This is a genomic window from Thalassobius sp. MITS945101, assembly GCF_047123305.1.
In the GTDB taxonomy this organism is placed as follows: Bacteria; Pseudomonadota; Alphaproteobacteria; order Rhodobacterales; family Rhodobacteraceae; genus Thalassobius.
In genome coordinates this window covers 2,043,012-2,060,499 of sequence record NZ_CP138918.1, presented here as the reverse complement: position 1 = coordinate 2,060,499, position 17,488 = coordinate 2,043,012, and the positions used below count along the sequence as shown (strand labels likewise).

Below are 17,488 nucleotides of genomic sequence, written 5' to 3'. Positions count from 1 at the left end.
CCGTTTGGGATCAGTTGGCCTTGAACAGGTCAACCAGTCCTTGCAGGTCGGGGTTTGAGGTCAGGAACTGGGCGTACACCGGCTCCATCGCGGCTTGGAACGGCGCCTTGTCGGCAATCTCGTTCACCATGACACCGCCGTCTTTGACGATCTTCATGCTGGCCAGTTCGCGTTCTTGCCACAGCTTGCGCTGCAGATCGGTCGAGTTCTTACCGGCTTCGGCCACGATCTCTTGCTGCTCAGCTGTCAGCCCATCCCAGGTGCGTTTGCTCATGCAGAGGCACTCGGGAATGATCAGGTGCTGCGACAGCGAATAATACTACGCCACCTCAAAGTGGTTGGTGGATTCATAAGACGGCGGGTTGTTTTCCGCGCCATCAACCACACCGGTTTTCAGCGACTGATACACTTCGGCAAAAGCCATCGGCGTGGCGTTTCCGCCCATGCTTTCGATCATTCCAACAAACAGGTCGTTGTTCATCACGCGCACCTTCATGCCCTCGACGTCCGACGGTGTGTTGATGGGCTTGTGGGCATTGTAGAAACTGCGTGCCCCTGCATCATAGAAACCCAGCGCCTTGATGCCCTTGGCTTCAAGACCTGCACTCAGCGCAGCGCCCGCTTCGCCATCCATCAGACGATACATGTCAGGCACCGATTTGAAGATAAATGGCAGCGAGACAACATTGGCTTCCGGAACCACCTGTCCCATCGGCCCAAGGCTGAACACACCAAAGTCAATTGCGCCCAGACGCACCTGCTCAATCGCATCCGGCTACGACCCCAGAACACCGCCGTGGAACACTTTACCGCCTAGAGCGCCATCGGTCTTTTCTGCGACTTCAGCCAAGAAGGCCTCCATCCCATGCGACACGGGATAGTCTTCAACGTGGATGTTCCAACCACGCCAATCCCCTGCCAATGCGGCACCGGTGAAGCTTACAGTTGCTACAGACGCAACCAATGCGCCCTTCAAAAACATGTTCATGATTTCCTCCCTTGAAATCTGCGTCCAAGAGTTAGCTAAGTTACAAATATTTACAAGTTCAAAAGGTTGTCAAAAACCAAACAGAGCAAAAATCGCAGCAAGCCGTTGAAACAATATAAAAAATTGGAGACTCACATGTCGACCCATGGACGAAAATTTGTTCACAACTCGCGAAAAACTTGTCTCTTGCCGACAAATTTGGCGGTGATTGCGGAAAAATGCCGGCCGTTTTGCCCTGCCGCTCTGACAAAACGAATCCAATTTCGCCACCCGGAGGGCAGCCGCCTAGGGGTTCGCTCCGCGCGGCGTGTCAAAATCAAACGCCATTTGCCGCTGGGTTCGCAGATGGGCAAGTGGCGCCCCAAGTGCGGCTTCTGCCTTCAAAATCACCGTCGCCGCAGCGCGGGCATCCTCCCCAGCATCGTGGTGATGAAACTGCAGCCCCAGGTGTTTTTTGAGGTTTGCAAGCCCATGCCCACCTGCGCCGCGCAATTCCGGCCAGGCACGCCGTGCCACTTTGACACTGTCAGTCCAATGCGACGCGATCATCGGCACGTCATAGCGGGCACAGGCCGCAGCAATCGCTTTTTCGTCAAAGCTGCTATGCTGCACCAGATTATGGGAGTTCAGGATTTCAAACAGATCCTCATAGACCTCCGGGAACCGCCCTGCCCCCTTGACCGTTTCTGCCGAGATTCCATGCAGCTCGGTGTTAAAGGGCTGAAAAGGCACTTCTGGATCAACCAGAACAGAGAACGTCTGCAACGCCCCGGTGTCGCTGACAAAGCAAAGACCAATCTGACAAACCGAACCGCTGGCCCGGCTCGCCGTCTCTAAGTCTAAAGCGATAAACCGAAACGGGCCTTTTGGAACGTCTTCAAGATGCCCAAACTTGTTCAACACTGCCCCCTTCACTGCGGTGCGACAAACTATCTCCTAAGCTCTACCCAAGCACAAGGATCGGAGCAATTGCGATGGCCCACACCAGACCGGAACAGAATTGTGCCCCGCGATTTCTCGATCCGGTGCCACTCAGGCCATCGCGCTTTAGGCAGACACCGTCGTGGACGAAAGACCGAGGTCGTGCCCGCAGGTCTACGACGCCGGCCCAGATATGGCCGCAGGGGTTCGTCCGGCGGTTTCTGCTGACCTGAGCCACCACTTACGCTAACCGGCTCGGGAGTCAGAGTTCAAAAAGAAAAGGCCACTCAAAGCGGCCCAATCAGATCAATCAAAAATGTAAAATGGCGGAGGCTCAGTCCGCCAAATACTGGTCGCAAAATTCCTCAATCACCCTCAAGAACTTTAGTTTTACCAATATAAATCAGTAATTTAATCTTCGCTTCACTATTGATCCGTCGCAACCAGCATCAGACAATCTCAGCGCTCATGTGGGACTAGATGTGGGACTAGTACTGCTCTACAGTGACCTCGTGAGGTAATTAATGCTGACAGATGTCAAGGCCAGAAAATCTAAACGCGATGACAAACCAACCGCCGTTGGTGGCGTACCTGGACTGTATTTCAGACCCGGCGCCAAGGCGGGCTCTGGCAAATTTGTCCTGCGCTTTGTGAGCCCTACAACGGGCAAGAGGCGGGACATGGGTCTAGGCACCTACCCAACCCTGAGCATCGCCCAAGCCAGGAAGATGGCATTTGAAGCCCGCGAGCGCATTCAATGTGGCGCAGACCCGATTGACGAGCGTCAACGCGCGGCCTTTGAGGCCGACCGGTTGCGAGCCACGCCAACCTTCGAACAGGCTGCACGGCAGGTGTATGCCGATATCGCCCCAGCATTTCGTAACAAGAAACATAGTGCGCAGTGGATCACGACGCTCGAAACCTATGCCTTTCCTTACATTGGTCAGACGCAGGTTGATCAGTTGACCACCGCCGATTTCGCTCGGGTTCTGAAACCCATCTGGCTTGCCAAAGCGGAAACCGCCAGCCGCGTGCGCCAACGCTGTGAAAGGGTGATGACTTGGTGTGTGGCCCATGGCTATGCGGCGACCAATGCGGTGAATGCAGCCACGGCCCTCCTGCCCAAGCAACCCGGAAAGCGGGACCGAGTGAAACATTTCCCTTCTGTTCCGTGGCGACAGCTGCCCGTAGTAGCGGAGCAGCTGTTCAGTGCCCCGCGCCAAAGCACCGGCAGGCAAGCCCTTTTGTTTTTGATCCTGACTGGCGCACGATCTGGCGAAGTGCGTGGCGCAACTTGGCAGGAGTTCGATTTTGCCAACCAGATTTGGACCATCCCTGCCCAGCGCATGAAAGCTGGCGTGCAACACCGGGTTCCGTTGAGCACGCAGGCAATAATGGTTCTACAAAAGCGGTTAGAACTCGCAAACCCGTTGAATCTTGCCTTTAGCAATTCCGGAAAAGCGCCGATCAGCGATATGACGCTCACCAAAATCTTGCGCGATCACGACGTCCCAAGCGACGTTGCAGGAAGAACAGCAACCGCACATGGTTTCCGCTCATCATTCCGCGATTGGGCTTCTGAGCATCAATACCCTCGTGACCTCGCCGAACGCGCTCTCGCTCACACTATCGCCAACACAACCGAAGCGGCCTATCATCGAACTGACCTGTTAGAGCAACGCCGACAGATGATGCAAGCTTGGGCGGATCACGTCGTTTCCAGCATATTCAGAACATAGTTGTTTGGCCCGCCGACCAGCCACGAATACTCTTCAAAATAGACCTCCTGCAACGGCTACTCCCATCCTCATCCAAACAGGAACGCAAATTGCAACACCGAGCGACGCTGTAGAATGTGCCAATTACGCAGCCGAGCTACCCTTGTCGCTCCACGGCTTCCAACGGTTGTACAAGGTCTTATGCGGGCCGAAATCTTTGGGTGAATCCCGCCAGCGTAAACCATTGCGATTGATAAAGATAATCCCGCTCAGAACGAACCGGCCATCAACACGTGGCTTACCGGGGACTTCGGAAAATATGACACAAGACGGGCCATCTGCACGTCCGTCAGCCAGAAAAGTCAGACAATTCGCCGCTCATTTTTCGAACCATGAAGCACGTCAACCATGGAAAACCAATGGGGCCTGACCCTCGAAAGGTCGGCACGTCAGGTCAACGCGCGCACTTTCTCAAGCAGAGCGGCATTTACGGGCACGCCTTCTTTTGCGGCTTTTACACGGCTGGCTTGGCGACCATCCCCCGGCAAACGCGCGCCTTCGATATTGTGGAACGAAGCGATCAACTCTGACAGCTTTTCCTGAAACAGACCGCCAGAAGTGGCGTCTGGGGCGATGGCAATAAAGAATTGACCGGTTTTGGGTGCCCCCCCGGCAGTGCCGGAGAACGGGCTTGCGACCGAGCCCAACGTGGCACCCGCCATTACCGCAGCCAAAAGTTCCACGGTGAGCGCAATCCCTACGCCTTTGTAACCACCTGAGGGCACCATCGAGCCCTTCAGTCCGGCCTCAGGGTTCGTTGTGGGCTGACCGTCTGCGTCGAGCACCCAGCCTTCGGGCACAGGTTTGCCCTCGCGGGCGTGCTTCATGACTTCGCTTTTGGCGATGGTACTGGCCGATTGGTCAATCAGCAACGCAGAGTTACCCTGGCCATCCGGGGCCGCGATCGAAAACGGGTTGGTGCCAATCACCGGTTTTGCGCCACCCGAAGGGGCAATAGAGGCGGGGGCATTGGTAAAGCCGATGCCCATCAGACCCGCCTGCGCCAGACGCTGTGTATGTACTCCAAGCACACCGCAGTTATAGGAGTTATTCACCGCAAGAACCGCGACCCCCATTTCCTTCGCCAGCGGGATCAGCTTTTCAAAGCCACGCTCAATGGCGCTATGGGCAAATCCGGTCGCCGCATCCACGGTGACAACCGAAGGGCGCGGCTGCGAAACAATTGGGTTCGCCTGCCCATCAACTTTGCCGCATTCAACATGCTGGGCATAGATCGGGATATAGGCGAGCCCATGAGAGGCGACGCCGTCGGCTTCCGTCATCGCGGTGGCCACAGCCAGAGGACGCGCGTTCTCTTCCGAGGTACCCGCTTTGACCAGTGCTTCAAAAGCCAGGGTTTCGATTTCTGCAAGGGAAAGGGTTTCTGTGGTGGCCATATCAATCTTTCTTATTATTCAGTCACAAGTTCGGTTTCTGGTCAGCGATCAACGCTGCAACCGTCAGTCTTTTCAATCATTGTCGCTGAGACCTGCGCCGGCACCACGCAGACGGCTTACCTCGGTCGCTGGGGCGAAGGTACGATGGGCAAATCTGCTCAGGTTTTCCCAACTGTCTTCACGAACTTCGGCCCGCATGACGGGTTCTCTTTTGCCGGTCATTGCGGCCGGAGCGGAGAAAACCAACCTGTCGGCATGTTTGATCTGAAGGGCCTGAGGTTCCCCTTGCACGCATAGCTCTTTACCGTCGGTTGCAACCCGCGCACCGTCCCATTGCGCCGCCACTGGCACCCCCAAACGCAGGGCAGCGCCGCCCATAAAAGGCACGGCCAAAAGCGGCAGGTTGACGTTTTGCATGGTGATGTTGCCGCGCTCCAGCAGACGTACCGCACAGTCAGACAGCGCAGCCCCGGCAACCAGCGGACTCATCCGACGCGCGGGAGCGTGCCAAATTTCTGCACTCAGAGACACAGGCGAGACATCAATCGGCGGGACTTGATCATTCAGCTCCAGAAGTTCGGCCAGCATTTCAGTGCCCGGGAAACCGAATGCAGAAAGCCAGCGCGTGCCTTTGGCAGCTTCCTCAGCTAGTCCCCAGGGCAGGCCGGCACCGCGGCTGGCGCGTTTGCTCATGGCTTCAATCTCATTGAGAGAATGGCTCATACAATGCCCCCCTCAAGTGCCGGTGGCACGTCTGGGAAAACCCAGAAGTCGGCGTTCTCCTGTGTCAATTCAGTGGGCAGTGGCGCATTGCCATACATACAAATACGCACCCAACGGTCCGAGCGCGGGTCAAATTGTGTGGCCCCAAAGAACGCCAGTTTGCATCGCAGCATGTCGATCGGCAGCACCTGGTCCGAAATCGTGTTGTCGCGAATCTCTGCATATGGCGCTTGCCCCGCGATCTGCGCTCGACGCAGGACGTGGCGGTGTTCCGGGTGGCGCAGCAAGAAATCGGCAACCTGCGCCTCATCTGGCCAATGAGTGATTGCCGTGAACAATTGCGCCGCATCACGACCCGGCGCCAACGGCTGCTCATATTCTTCAATCGGTTCTTCAAAGCGTTCCCCCAGGCGGGGCTCAAGCTTTTCCTCGGACACATACCAGGCGCGCGCACTGTTTTCAGGCGCCTGCCAGTCGGTGTCGAGCGCCCAAGCATAAACATCCTTGAGCAGAGCTCTCAGGTCCTTGATCTTCATTGCTCCTGCAATGCGGGAGGTGGCGGTGTTATCGGCTGCCATTTCTTCGGCAAGCCGATCGACCAACGCGCCATAGGGTTCCAGCATCAGCGATGCGACCCATTCCTGACCTTCGAGCGACAAGGCACCTTCTGCCCAGCGATGCAGCACATCCCAAGGAGATTGCCCCTGCAGGTCGTTTTGCGCTAGGTAGCTATTCAGCTTGACCACATCTGCACGAAGGTCTGCGAGTTTTTGAACTTGGATCGGATGTTCAGACCGCCATCGGCTTATTGACAAATTGCTGCGTTCGACCAGGGATCGGAACAAGGCAACTTCGTCTTCACTGGCAGCCGGGAGGCTGCGCACGGTTTGAATTGCGTTTTCCCGTGCCGCGATCCAGTTGTTGAAAAGCACCGGGTGATTGAGCAGGAATGGGGCCATGCCCAGACCCGTCGAATTGCCAATACCCATAGAACGCGCCAGCTTCGGCGAGAGGGGCGCAGCCTTGCGGCCACAAGCGGCGGCGCGGCGGTTGGCCATATGCTGCACCAGATCCAGAACGAACCAACGGGTCAGAAAGACCGAGAGCATCTCGACCTGAAAAGGGGCGGCAAATTCTTGGCGGCCGGCGATCATTTCGCGGTCCGCAGCACCCAGCTTGCCAGATCCGTACACAGCTGTTGTGCGCATCAGATAGCCTACAGCGTCGATTTGCGCAGCGTCGGGCTGACGCCCTTCGACCAGACAAGAGACCACATGTTCCCACAGACGCACGGAACGGTTTGCGCGTGAAACCGAAAGTTCGGACCCGCTCACCCGTCCGGCTTCCTGGACAGGGATGTTACGTGACAAGCGCTTGATGTCCTCGGCGCTTGGCACCCCGTCAAACAATGTAAACGTAGCATCCCAAGCCTCGGCAATGACCCTATCCGACCGTTTCTCAGCCGGCAGGTCATGGGCGAATGCGATCAGTGAATAGGCATGATCCGGTCCGTGGGCGGTATAGACCGCGTGACCTTCGCCCGCGTCGTTTACCTCAAATTCGGTTTGCTCAAACCGCCAGCCTTCGCGCGCCATGCGGCGCGTCAAAATGCGCATGAAAGACAAGCGCGATTGATGAATGGATCCAAGACGCGCAAGGCGCATCACAAGTTTAGGATCACGGCGCGTAATCGAGTTCATTTTCCAGACCTCTGAAATCAGCACGGTAGAGGAGTTCCGGCAATCTGTCGAATTTTGCCGGACGGCGGGGTATGACGGGGCGCCCGAAGACGCCCCGCTTGGTTAGCTTTCTTTGCCTTTGGCCAAGGTGATACGTAGCGCATCCCACAAGGAAGGCAGCAATATGAGCGACACCGGCACCGCAGTTACGACGATAAAGCTCTGCAGTTTGGAGACACCCCCCGATCCGACCGAGATCAAGATTGCCGCCATGACGCCCATCGCAACGCCCCAGAAAACGCGCACCATTGCGGGCGGATGCTCTCCGTCGCTCATGGTGGCCGAGATCACGTAGCTCATCGAGTCACCGGTTGTGGCCACGAAGATAGTGGTCAAGATCAGGAACAGGATCGAGATCAGGAAGCCCATTGGCAGGTTGTTGGTGATCGCCAATAGCGCCGCCGGCAGGTTGAACCCCTCAAAGGCCTTGGAAATCGCACCTGGTTCCGCCAGTTCCATTGAAATGCCCGTTCCGCCGATGATGGTGAACCAGAAGTTGGTCACAATCGGGGCAATGACAGAGAGCATGATGACGATCTGCCGGATTGAGCGACCGCGGGACACGCGGGCGATAAACATTGCCATCAACGGGCCATACCCCATGAACCAGCCCCAGAAGAACACGGTCCACCAGCCCAACCAACCGGGGGCCCCAAAGAGGCCAGCATCCCCACGGTAAAGCGCCATCTGGAAGAAGTTGCCCAGATAGGTGCCGAACCCCGAGAAGAACGATCCAAAGATGAATCCGGTCGGACCGGCCAGCAGCACAAAGATCAGCAGGGCAGCGGCCAGAATGACGTTGATCTTGGATAGCATCTGAATGCCGCGCGACAGGCCCGTCATTGCCGAAATGGTATAGATCGCAACCAGACCGCCAATGACCATGAATTGCGTGGCGAATACATCTGGAATGCCAAAGAGATCAGACAGTCCATAGCTCACCTGCAGACCAAGGAAGCCAATCGGCCCAACGGTCCCCGCAACCACCGCAATGATTGATGATGCATCCGCAATCAGACCAATCGGTCCGTGGATCGCCTTGTCGCCGAACACCGGATAGAGCAGCGTGCGCGGTGCCAGCGGCAGACCTTTCTCATAGTGGTAATGCATCAGCATAACCGTCGAGAGCGAGCCGAGGATCGCCCAGGCCAGAAAACCCCAGTGCATAAAGCTCTGCGCGATTGCGGGGTTTACGGCCGCCGCCGTGCCGCCTTCGCCGCCATAAAGCGGGGGGGAATATAGGAAGTGTGCGATCGGTTCACCCGCAGCCCAAAACACACCGCCGCCCGCAAGCAGGGTACACATGATCATCGACCCCCACTGGAACGTGGTAAATTCTGGTGCGGCCAGATTGCCCATGATCGCCCTGCCGCCGGGCAGAACACAGAGCAGCAGACCAATCACAAACGTCGCCAGCAGCAGCACCTGCCAGTAGAGACCGAAATAGGTTGCTGAGACGTTAAAGCCCCAGTCAACCGCCGCCGATAATGCGTCAAGATTGACCAGCGCGGCGATACAAAAGAGCGCGATAAAGCCGCCTGATATAATGAAAAGCGGTTTGTTTACCCCGCTCTCCTTTTGTCCTTTCATAGATGTGACAGACATCTTTCCCTCCCTTAATCTGGCCGTCCCCGTTCGGTACTGGCCTTGGTTTTCAGTGCCCTGATCCGTTAGCCTCCCGCTTGCGGACCAAAGTTCTCTGCGAAAAAGCGGTACCAGTTCCCCCCCATGATGCCGGCAACCTCGGGGTCACTCATCCCCACGGCTTTCAGGCCGTTTTCGATGCTTCCAAAATGTCTGTTGTCTTTGAACCACTTGGGCATTGGCGGGAAGCCGGGTGCGGATTTTGAACCCTCGCCATAGTCGATTTCCTTGGTCCAGCGTCCCACGCGCATCCATTCCACAACGCTGTCAGGCTGGTCCTGACAAAGGTCCGTTCCGATCCCCAGATGTTTCACGCCGTAGCTGTCTGCGGTGCGCGCGACCATCTCGCAGAAACTTTCCAACGTGCAGGCGGACTTGTCCTTGAGGTGATGGGGATAGACCGAGAAACCGAACATGCCGCCATTCTGGGTCACGGCACGGATCACAGCGTCGCGTTTGTTGCGTAATGCGGGCGCCCAGGCGTGCGGGTTCGCATGGGTGATGGCGATCGGGCGCTGCGAGACCTCGGCCGCTTCGATTGTAGACCGGTCCGCCGAGTGGCTCATATCGATGACAAGCCCAACGCGGTTCATTTCTTTGATGACCTGCTTGCCCATGCGGGTGAGGCCCATATCATCGGCCTCGTAACAGCCGGTCGCCAGAAGCGACTGATTGTTATAACTCAGCTGCATAAAGCGTCCGCCCAGCGTGTGCAGGATTTCCACCAGTCCGATGTCATCCTCGATCGGCGACGGGTTCTGAAACCCGAAGAACACAGCCGTTCGACCCGTTTCACGCGCAATGTCAATATCCGAAGCGCTTAACCCCTTCATGATCAGGTCGGGATATTGTTCGAACCAGCGGTTCCACTTTTCAAAGTTGAGAACCGTTTCCCGGAAGTTCTCATGGTATGCGATGGTGACATGGATCGCATCCACGCCACCTTCACGCAGCTGGCGAAAGATCTTCTCGGACCAATTGGCGTATTGAAGACCGTCGATCCGCATCAGACCGGGCCCGCACTGATGTAAGCGGTCTTGACGGTGGTGTAGAATTCCGCGGCAGCTTTGCCTTGCTCGCGTGGACCATAGGAACTGTCTCCGCGGCCACCAAAGGGCACGTGGTAATCCGTGCCGGCGGTCGGCAGGTTCACAGTAACAACACCCGTCTGCGCGTTGCGGCGGAAATGGGTGGCACGCGCCAAGGATTTGGTCACGATGCCGGACGTCAGACCAAAGTTGGTGTCGTTGACGGTCGCCAGCGCTTCGTCATAACTGCCCACTTTTATCACGGCCGTCAGCGGCGCGAACATCTCTTCGCGGTTGATGCGCATGGTGTTGGTGGTGTTCAGAAACACGCCGGGCGCCATGTAAAACCCGTTGTGCGGCATCTCAAGGCGCGTGCCCCCACAGGCCAGTTCCGCGCCTTCCGATTTGCCGAGGTTGACGTATTCAAGGTTTTCGTCCAGCTGCTGTTGGCTGACAACAGGGCCCATCTGGGTGCCATCCTCCAGCGCATGGCCCACTTTCATCGCCTGTGCCCCTGCGACCAGCTTTTCAACAAAGGCGTCGTGGATCGCTTCATGGACGACCAGACGGGACGAAGCGGTACATTTCTGCCCGGTGCCTCCAAAAGCGCCGCTCAAGGCCAATGTCACCGCCAGATCAAGATCGGCATCATCCATCACGGCCAACGCGTTCTTGGATCCCATTTCCATCTGCACCTTGGTCAGGTTCTGGATGGCCGCCGCAGCGATCCCTTTGCCCACCGGAACCGAACCGGTGAAGGAGATGGCGTTCACTTTCGGACTTTCCACAAGGCGTTGACCAATTTCACGGCCCGCCCCCATGACCAGGCTGAACAAGCCCTTGGGGATATCCTGACGGTTGATGATCTCGGCCAGCGCAACGGCCGAAGCGGGTGTCACATTCGCAGGCTTCCAAACAACGGCATTGCCATAGCAAAGCGCTGGCGCAATTTTCCAAGAAGCAGTCGCGGTCGGGAAGTTCCAGGGCGAGATGATGGCCACGGTGCCAACGGCCTCGCGACGCACATCGATCTCAATGTCGGGGCGCACACTGTCTGCGTTTTCACCGACCTGACGCAGGCATTCCGCGGCGTAATAGGTAAAGAACTGACCCGCCCGATAGACCTCGCCCTTGCCTTCGGCAAAAGGCTTACCCTCTTCTCGGGCCAAAAGCGTTCCCAACTCCTCGCAGCGAGCCATCATCTCATTGCCAATGGCATTCAACACCGCTTGCTTGCGCTCCATGCCATAGGCGGCCCATTCGCGTTGCGCTGTTTTGGCCTGATCCAACGTTGCTTCCAGTTGATCGCCACCGGCCTGTGCAAAGACACCGATCAGATCAGACAGGTCCGAAGGATTGCGATTTTCAATCTCGCCGGTACCCCCCAGCCATTCACCGGCAATCAGGTTCTTTTGGATATCGGTCATGGGGGTCTCGCCTCGTGTAGAAATCAGTTTCGGGGACTATGGACTCCGCCGCCAACTTCATTCAAACTCAAATTTCTGAACTCCGATTCAGTATTTCTGAAGGAATGTTGATGGTTGTGAAAATCGAGATGCTTCGCGGTTTTGCCACGGTCGCGCGAAGGGGAAATCTAAGTGACGCTGCCCAAATGCTGGGGCGCACCCCTTCGGCGGTTTCGATGACGTTGAAACAGCTGGAATCCCATCTGGGTGAGCCCCTGTTCGAGACTGACCGCAAAAGCAAACTAACCGCCTTGGGGAGCTTTGTACTGGAACAGGCCGAGCGCGAATTGCAGCAGTTTGACAACACCGTCAAGGCGATCGAGGGTTTTGCAAAAGCCACATACGGGCATGTGCGCATCGCCACGGTACCTTCGGTCGCCGGGACAATCATTCCGCAGGTGTTTTCCCGCCATATCAATGACTACGGCAACGTAAACATCGAACTGCGGGACATGGATTCGAGTTCGATCCTGCACGAGCTGTCCCGCGACCGGATCGACATTGGCATCGCTACGGTGGGCCAGAAAACCACAGGCCTTATCAGCAAGCACCTGTTGACCGACACATTTGGCGTGATTTGCGCACCGGTCCACGGCTTGGCGCAGAGCGCCGGACCGATCCCTTGGCAGGCGCTGAGCCATGAGCGCCTTATCGCAAATTCGCTTTCGGCGGGGATCAAGGCCGACGCGTCGGTTTTACTTCATGATCAAGCCAGGCTCTCAGCTCATAACCTGACATCTCTCACGGCGATGGTTCAGGCCAACATTGGTGTCACCATTCTGCCTGAAATGGCAGTCAGGGCCTCTAATACAGAGGGATTGTTTTTCCGACCGCTTGAAGACCCGCAGGCAAAACGTGAAATTCACATGCTGAGACGGGCCGACTCGACGCAATCCACCGTCGCTCGGTTGCTGGAACAGCACATATCCGAAATCTCCACCGAGATAGCGGAAGACTCCATAAAGGGGACGCCGAAGTGACCTTCGCTGCCTCCAGTGAAACTCCGATGAGCCTGGGAATTCTGATATTTCCGGGCTTTCCGATGGCCTGCCTGACGTCCTGCATCGAACCATTGCGAGCGGCCAATGAAATCTCGGGGAAAGACGCTTTTCGCTGGACGGTCATTGCCGAGCAAGACGGTCCCGTCCGCTCCTCGGCCGGGGTCAGTTTCGCACCGGATAGCACCCTGTCCCAAGCGGGTGACTTGGATCTGTTGCTTTTGACCGCCAGCCCCACTGCCCGTTTTGGAGCACCGTCACGCGCCAATGCCGCTTTGCGGCGCTATCAACGCCATAGCACACGGTTGGGCGCGATCAGCGGAGGCGTCTTTGCACTTGCTCGGACAGGTCTTACAGGCGACAACGCGCTGTCGGTCCATTGGTGCTACGAGGCTGCGTTTCAGGCCGAATTTGCTGAGATTCCCATGCAAAGCACCGTTATCTGTGAGGATGGCGACTACACCACCATATCTGGCGCCTCGGCCGCCTTTGATCACATGCTTACCTTGATCGAGGCCCACCTTGGTGAGGATATCATGGCTGAGGTCGCCTGTTGGTTTCAACATCCCTACATCCGCAGCGCTGCCGCCAATCAGAAAACGCCCGCGCATGACACCGCTAAAAGCAGCGATCTGTTGCCGCGTCAGGTCAGGCGGGCGATTGAACATTTTGCCGAACACATTGAAACCCCGATCCAGATCAACAAAGTGGCCGAAGCGGTGGGGGTCTCCCCCCGATCACTAGAACGGGTGTTCAAAGAGGCGACAGGCCAAAGTCCGCTGAAGTATTACCGCAAAATGCGCATGAAGCAGGCGCGTCAGCTGGTCCTGTATTCGGACACCCCCGTGACCGAGGTGGCTTTTATGGTCGGCTATGCGACCCCAGGTGCCTTCCTGCGTCACTATCGTGAAAGCTTCGGAATGACCCCAATTGCGGATCGGCGGGCCAAGAATTCCATGCGGGTCGAAGGCAGCGACGCGCTGCCCTCGTGATCGATGCGGTTCAGGAGATTGAGCGTGCTGCCGCCACCAAGGTTTGATGCAATGACGCCGCCGCTGATCGCGGTGCCAGAACGGCCATGCGATCGCCTTCGATACGCCAGATGAACGCTCCCAGATGTTCGATCAACCCGCGCTGCACTTCGCCGGGCTGCATGGCCCGAATTGGGACGCTGGACAGCCGTTCAAATAGGCCGCAATGCGCCGCGCCTGACACATCGAACCGGCACCAGCCATCCGTCTGCTCCGTGACAGATGCGGCGGCGCCAACCATCTGTTTCAGCTCTGCGGCCAGAAGCTCATGCGCATCGTGAGCTGCAGAAACCATCCATTGGTCGGGTCCGATCCAGAAGACAGTGAAATCACCGTCAGATGTCGATTTTCCGACATCGGGTAAGCGCAGCGGCAGCGCCTTTTGAAGTACCTCTCGTTGTCCGTTGCGGGCCGCCAAGGAGGCCAGTGCCTGATCCACAACCTCAATAATGGTCAGGGTTCCAATCTGATCGACGTGTGCTGCGTGCCCGCCAAGGGGGGTGATCGGTTTCAATTTATGCACGGAGCTTCTCCCCCTCTGGATCGATAAAATGGGGGCTGACGATTTCAACCAAAACCTCTTGCCCTTCCAACGGGTTTACCAGCCGCAGCTTTTCCCCCATCCGCGCAAAACCCGATTTCACGAAACCAAGTCCAATTGCGGTTTGAAGGTTCGGCGAATAGGCAGCCGAGGCGACGTAGCCCTGATCGTGTGCAGCGTCTACGGGCCCGGAAAGGCTCATAAGGTGCGCTCCTGCAGGCAAGGGCTTCGTGGAGTCTAGGGGACGTAACCCCACCAGATTAAACGCATCTTCAGCATTCATACCGGCGCGACGAGACAACACATTTCCGATGAAATCCTTTTTGGTCGAGACCATACGGCCCAAGCCCAAGTTCAGCGCTGTTGTCGTTCCGTTCAACTCGTTACCGGCAGCATGGCCTTTTTCGATCCGCATCACCCCAAGCGCTTCGGTCCCATAAGGGGTCACCCCAAACTCGTCACCAGCGGCCATCATCTCGCGCATCAAAGCATCGCCGTAACGGGTCGGCACAGCGATTTCAAAAGCCAGTTCCCCCGAGAATGAGATCCGGAACAGACGTGCGCGGCACCCGCCGCAAACGGTAAGCTCGGCGCAGCCCATAAACGGAAATGCCTCGTTAGAGATGTCAAACGCGGGGTCCACGATCTTCTGCAAGAGCCTGCGCGCATTAGGGCCGGCGACGGCGTATTGTGCCCAGGCTTCGGTGGTGGAAATCACCTGCACGTCCAGATCCGGCCACAGGCACTGGCGGGCAAATTCCATGTTGCGATAAACCAAGATCGCATTTGCCGTTGTGGTTGTGACCACGAAGTGATCCTCGGCCAATCGGGCGGCAGTGCCGTCGTCATAGGCCACACCATCTTCGCGCAGCATCAACCCGTAGCGCACTTTTCCAACGAGCAATTTCGCAAAGCCATTGGCGTAGATCTTGTTCAGGAATTCCGCTGCATCCGCGCCTTGCACGTCGATCTTGCCCAAGGTGGTCACGTCGCAGATCCCAACGGAGTTACGGGTCGCCAAAACTTCTCGATCCACGGATTGACGCCAATGTGTTTCGCCTTCTTGCGGAAACCACTGCGCGCGCATCCAGTTGCCAACCTCGACAAACACGGCCCCCTGTTCCTTGGCCCAAGTGTGGCTTGGGGGCAGGCGGGTAGGGTGGAACTCTTTCCCAACTGAACGTCCGGCCAAGGCGCCCAAGGCAACAGGCGTGTAAGGTGGGCGAAAAATTGTGGTGCCTGTTTCGGGGATCGATTTGCCAGTCAGTTCAGCCATCACTGCCAAGCCACCGATGTTCGAGATCTTGCCCTGGTCTGTCGCCATGCCCAGCGTGGTGTATCGTTTCAAGTGTTCAACGGAAGTGAAGTTTTCCTGATGGGCCAGCTTGATGTCCTTCACGGTGACATCGTTCTGGAAATCCAGCCAGGCGCGTTTGGCCCCTGAGACATGCCAGAAGGGCGTGAGCGCAACGGGCGCATCTTCGGCCTGTGGCAGATCAGGTTTGGAAGTTTTCAGACCGAGATCGCAAAGCGCTTCCACAGCCGCTGTCGCCCCCGATGACAGCGCTGCGTGGGTGGACATCTCGCCGATTGCAGCACCGGCAACGCTTTGACCTGCCACGCCTCCCTGCGCTGGCACAAATGCGTGGATGTTATCGTCCCAAAGAGGTCGCCCTCGTTGGTGACAGGTCAGGCCCAGGTTCGGGTTCCATCCGCCCGACATCGCCAGCGCACCGCATGGGATCACACGGGTCTTGCCGTTTGCCAGTCGTACGGCAACGCGCTTCAGCCCCAGGCCGCCCTTGGTGTCGATGATCTGCGCGCCAGCCAGAACCTCGGTCCCGATAACCGCGGGCGCATCGGGACGAATATCCACGACGGCAGGCACTTCGACCCCTTTGGCAATCAGATCGCGAGCGGTCTGGTGAGCGTCATCATTGTTGGCAAAAACCACAACAGATCTTGCAGGGGTAACGGCATAGCGGTTGATATAGCTGCGCACTGCGCCCGCCAGCATAATGCCCGGCCGGTCGTTGTTTTCAAAGGCTATCGGGCGCTCGATTGCGCCGGTGGCGATCAAGGCGCGTCTCGAATGGATCCGCCAATACGTCTGACGGGTTTTATGCATCTCTGGGACTGCCAAATGATCAGCGTTGCGCTCAACCGCGCCGTAAATACCGTGGTCGTAAGCGCCAAAAACAGTGGTCCGCGGCATCACACGCAGGTTGGGCATCGACGCCAGCTCGGTTTGCACCGTGTCCACCCACGCGGCGCCCGACTGATCCGCCAAGGCACCGGTTTCGGCCAGCAGCCGCCCCCCTAGCCGGAAATCTTCATCGACGAGGATCACCTGCGCCCCCGCACGGCCTGCCGTCAGCGCAGCCGCCAGCCCTGAAGGCCCAGCTCCGACCACAAGCAAGTCGCAATGCAGAAAGCCTTTGTCATATTGGTCAGGATCAGCCTCCCCACTCAGGCGACCCAATCCAGCGGCCTTACGGATGATCGGTTCGTAGAGCTTTTCCCAGAAGGCGCGGGGCCACATGAAGGTTTTGTAGTAAAACCCAGCACTTAAGAAGTTCGAGAAGCGATCGTTGATTGCCATGGCATCGTGTTCCAGCGACGGCCAGCGGTTTTGCGAGTCTGCGCTCATCCCGTCGTAGATCTCGGCCACGGTGGCGCGTGTGTTGGGTTCCTGTCGCCCACCCGAACGCAGCTGGACCAGGGCATTGGGTTCTTCAGACCCAGAGGTCAGCACCCCACGCGGGCGGTGATACTTGAACGAACGGCCCATCAGGCGCACACCATTGGCAAGCAGTGCGGAGGCAAGTGTATCGCCTGCATGACCATGATAGCGTTTGCCATCGAAACTAAAGGAATGCGGGACCGACCTGTCGATCAACCCGCCGGAAAGGCGGTTCACTTGCGTCATTGCGCACGCCCCTCTCTTTTGTGGCGGCGCGCCACGTCGCGGGCCAGTTCTACCGAGGTGATCTCATGGGTGACGGTGTTGCGGGTCACGACCAGCCAGGACCGATCGCCTTGCTCGTGGAACCACAGCTCGCGGTGCAGCCCCGCGGGGTTATCGCGCAGATGCAGATAGTCGTGAAACTCGCTCTGTGCGGTTTCGGACTGCCAATCGGGACGGTTTATCAGGCCCGCGTCGCCCAGATAGGTGAACTCCTGCGCGTCGCGCGGTCCAAGAAGCGGATGGTTGATCATCATCGGTTCTATTCC

General features: G+C 57.5%; 14 protein-coding genes and 2 pseudogenes. 3 read left to right on the top strand and 13 right to left on the bottom strand.

Going from position 1 to position 17,488, the window contains the following annotated elements:
* Positions 1-10: 10 nt before the first annotated feature.
* From SIC14_RS10375 to SIC14_RS10365, 3 genes and pseudogenes are all read right to left on the bottom strand, one after another.
* Positions 11-712 (bottom strand): annotated as a pseudogene (locus SIC14_RS10375) (TRAP transporter substrate-binding protein).
* Between the two features lie 63 nt (positions 713-775).
* Entirely contained in the window at positions 776-988 is a 213-nt protein-coding gene (locus SIC14_RS10370; protein WP_412565736.1) for a hypothetical protein, read from the bottom strand.
* A 285-nt stretch (positions 989-1,273) separates the two neighbouring features.
* Positions 1,274-1,888: a 3'-5' exonuclease gene (locus tag SIC14_RS10365; protein WP_412565735.1), complete on the bottom strand. Its 615-nt coding sequence runs from the start codon at positions 1,886-1,888 to the stop codon at positions 1,274-1,276.
* A 545-nt stretch (positions 1,889-2,433) separates the two neighbouring features.
* On the opposite strand from SIC14_RS10365, the gene SIC14_RS10360 reads away from it, so the two are divergent.
* Entirely contained in the window at positions 2,434-3,648 is a 1,215-nt protein-coding gene (locus tag SIC14_RS10360) for a tyrosine-type recombinase/integrase (RefSeq protein ID WP_412565734.1), read from the top strand.
* A 138-nt stretch (positions 3,649-3,786) separates the two neighbouring features.
* On the opposite strand, the pseudogene SIC14_RS10355 reads toward SIC14_RS10360, so the two are convergent.
* The 7 genes and pseudogenes from SIC14_RS10355 to SIC14_RS10325 all read right to left on the bottom strand — a co-directional run.
* Positions 3,787-3,965 (bottom strand): annotated as a pseudogene (locus SIC14_RS10355) (transposase); the annotation flags it as partial.
* 111 nt (positions 3,966-4,076) lie between these two features.
* Positions 4,077-5,084, bottom strand: a complete 1,008-nt coding sequence (locus SIC14_RS10350) for an Ldh family oxidoreductase (RefSeq protein WP_412565733.1) — start codon at positions 5,082-5,084, stop codon at positions 4,077-4,079.
* A gap of 72 nt (positions 5,085-5,156) precedes the next feature.
* Positions 5,157-5,807 carry a DUF3726 domain-containing protein gene (locus SIC14_RS10345; RefSeq protein ID WP_412565732.1) on the bottom strand — a complete coding sequence of 217 codons (651 nt, stop codon included), beginning with the start codon at positions 5,805-5,807 and terminating at the stop codon, positions 5,157-5,159.
* Entirely contained in the window at positions 5,804-7,507 is a 1,704-nt protein-coding gene (locus tag SIC14_RS10340; RefSeq protein ID WP_412565731.1) for a hypothetical protein, read from the bottom strand. The genes SIC14_RS10345 and SIC14_RS10340 overlap by 4 nt, the downstream gene beginning before the upstream one ends.
* Before the next feature lie 102 nt (positions 7,508-7,609).
* Positions 7,610-9,151 carry a BCCT family transporter gene (locus SIC14_RS10335; RefSeq protein ID WP_412565730.1) on the bottom strand — a complete coding sequence of 514 codons (1,542 nt, stop codon included), beginning with the start codon at positions 9,149-9,151 and terminating at the stop codon, positions 7,610-7,612.
* Positions 9,152-9,216: 65 nt separating this feature from the next.
* Positions 9,217-10,197: a membrane dipeptidase gene (locus tag SIC14_RS10330; RefSeq protein ID WP_412565729.1), complete on the bottom strand. Its 981-nt coding sequence runs from the start codon at positions 10,195-10,197 to the stop codon at positions 9,217-9,219.
* Positions 10,197-11,645, bottom strand: coding sequence for an aldehyde dehydrogenase family protein (locus tag SIC14_RS10325; RefSeq protein WP_412565728.1), 1,449 nt, complete (start codon positions 11,643-11,645; stop codon positions 10,197-10,199). Before SIC14_RS10325 ends, SIC14_RS10330 begins: the two co-directional genes overlap by 1 nt.
* Positions 11,646-11,683: 38 nt before the next feature.
* On the opposite strand from SIC14_RS10325, the gene SIC14_RS10320 reads away from it, so the two are divergent.
* Positions 11,684-12,664, top strand: a complete 981-nt coding sequence (locus SIC14_RS10320; RefSeq protein WP_412565727.1) for a LysR family transcriptional regulator — start codon at positions 11,684-11,686, stop codon at positions 12,662-12,664.
* A 26-nt stretch (positions 12,665-12,690) separates the two neighbouring features.
* Positions 12,691-13,674 (top strand): GlxA family transcriptional regulator, encoded by a 984-nt coding sequence (locus SIC14_RS10315; protein WP_412565726.1) that lies wholly within the window; start codon positions 12,691-12,693, stop codon positions 13,672-13,674.
* Positions 13,675-13,684: 10 nt separating this feature from the next.
* On the opposite strand, the gene SIC14_RS10310 is transcribed toward SIC14_RS10315, so the two are convergent.
* The 3 genes from SIC14_RS10310 to SIC14_RS10300 are packed head-to-tail and all read right to left on the bottom strand — an operon-like array spanning position 13,685 to position 17,476.
* A complete protein-coding gene (locus tag SIC14_RS10310; protein WP_412565725.1) occupies positions 13,685-14,236 on the bottom strand; it encodes a sarcosine oxidase subunit gamma in 552 nt (183 codons plus the stop codon).
* Entirely contained in the window at positions 14,229-17,183 is a 2,955-nt protein-coding gene (locus tag SIC14_RS10305; RefSeq protein WP_412565724.1) for a sarcosine oxidase subunit alpha family protein, read from the bottom strand. Before SIC14_RS10305 ends, SIC14_RS10310 begins: the two co-directional genes overlap by 8 nt.
* On the bottom strand, positions 17,180-17,476 hold the full coding sequence (locus tag SIC14_RS10300; RefSeq protein WP_412565723.1) for a sarcosine oxidase subunit delta: 297 nt from the start codon (positions 17,474-17,476) through the stop codon (positions 17,180-17,182). Before SIC14_RS10300 ends, SIC14_RS10305 begins: the two co-directional genes overlap by 4 nt.
* Between the last annotated feature and the right edge of the window lie 12 nt (positions 17,477-17,488).

Bases quoted from the DNA above. Each gene is read 5' to 3' on its own strand.
- SIC14_RS10370 (WP_412565736.1), bottom strand. From the start codon at position 988: ATGAACATGTTTTTGAAGGGCGCATTGGTTGCGTCTGTAGCAACTGTA.
- SIC14_RS10360 (WP_412565734.1), top strand. From the start codon at position 2,434: ATGCTGACAGATGTCAAGGCCAGAAAATCTAAACGCGATGACAAACCA.
- SIC14_RS10350 (WP_412565733.1), bottom strand. From the start codon at position 5,084: ATGGCCACCACAGAAACCCTTTCCCTTGCAGAAATCGAAACCCTGGCT.
- SIC14_RS10345 (WP_412565732.1), bottom strand. From the start codon at position 5,807: ATGAGCCATTCTCTCAATGAGATTGAAGCCATGAGCAAACGCGCCAGC.
- SIC14_RS10340 (WP_412565731.1), bottom strand. From the start codon at position 7,507: ATGAACTCGATTACGCGCCGTGATCCTAAACTTGTGATGCGCCTTGCG.
- SIC14_RS10335 (WP_412565730.1), bottom strand. From the start codon at position 9,151: ATGTCTGTCACATCTATGAAAGGACAAAAGGAGAGCGGGGTAAACAAA.
- SIC14_RS10330 (WP_412565729.1), bottom strand. From the start codon at position 10,197: ATGCGGATCGACGGTCTTCAATACGCCAATTGGTCCGAGAAGATCTTT.
- SIC14_RS10325 (WP_412565728.1), bottom strand. From the start codon at position 11,645: ATGACCGATATCCAAAAGAACCTGATTGCCGGTGAATGGCTGGGGGGT.
- SIC14_RS10320 (WP_412565727.1), top strand. From the start codon at position 11,684: ATGGACTCCGCCGCCAACTTCATTCAAACTCAAATTTCTGAACTCCGA.
- SIC14_RS10315 (WP_412565726.1), top strand. From the start codon at position 12,691: ATGAGCCTGGGAATTCTGATATTTCCGGGCTTTCCGATGGCCTGCCTG.
- SIC14_RS10305 (WP_412565724.1), bottom strand. From the start codon at position 17,183: ATGACGCAAGTGAACCGCCTTTCCGGCGGGTTGATCGACAGGTCGGTC.
- SIC14_RS10300 (WP_412565723.1), bottom strand. From the start codon at position 17,476: ATGATGATCAACCATCCGCTTCTTGGACCGCGCGACGCGCAGGAGTTC.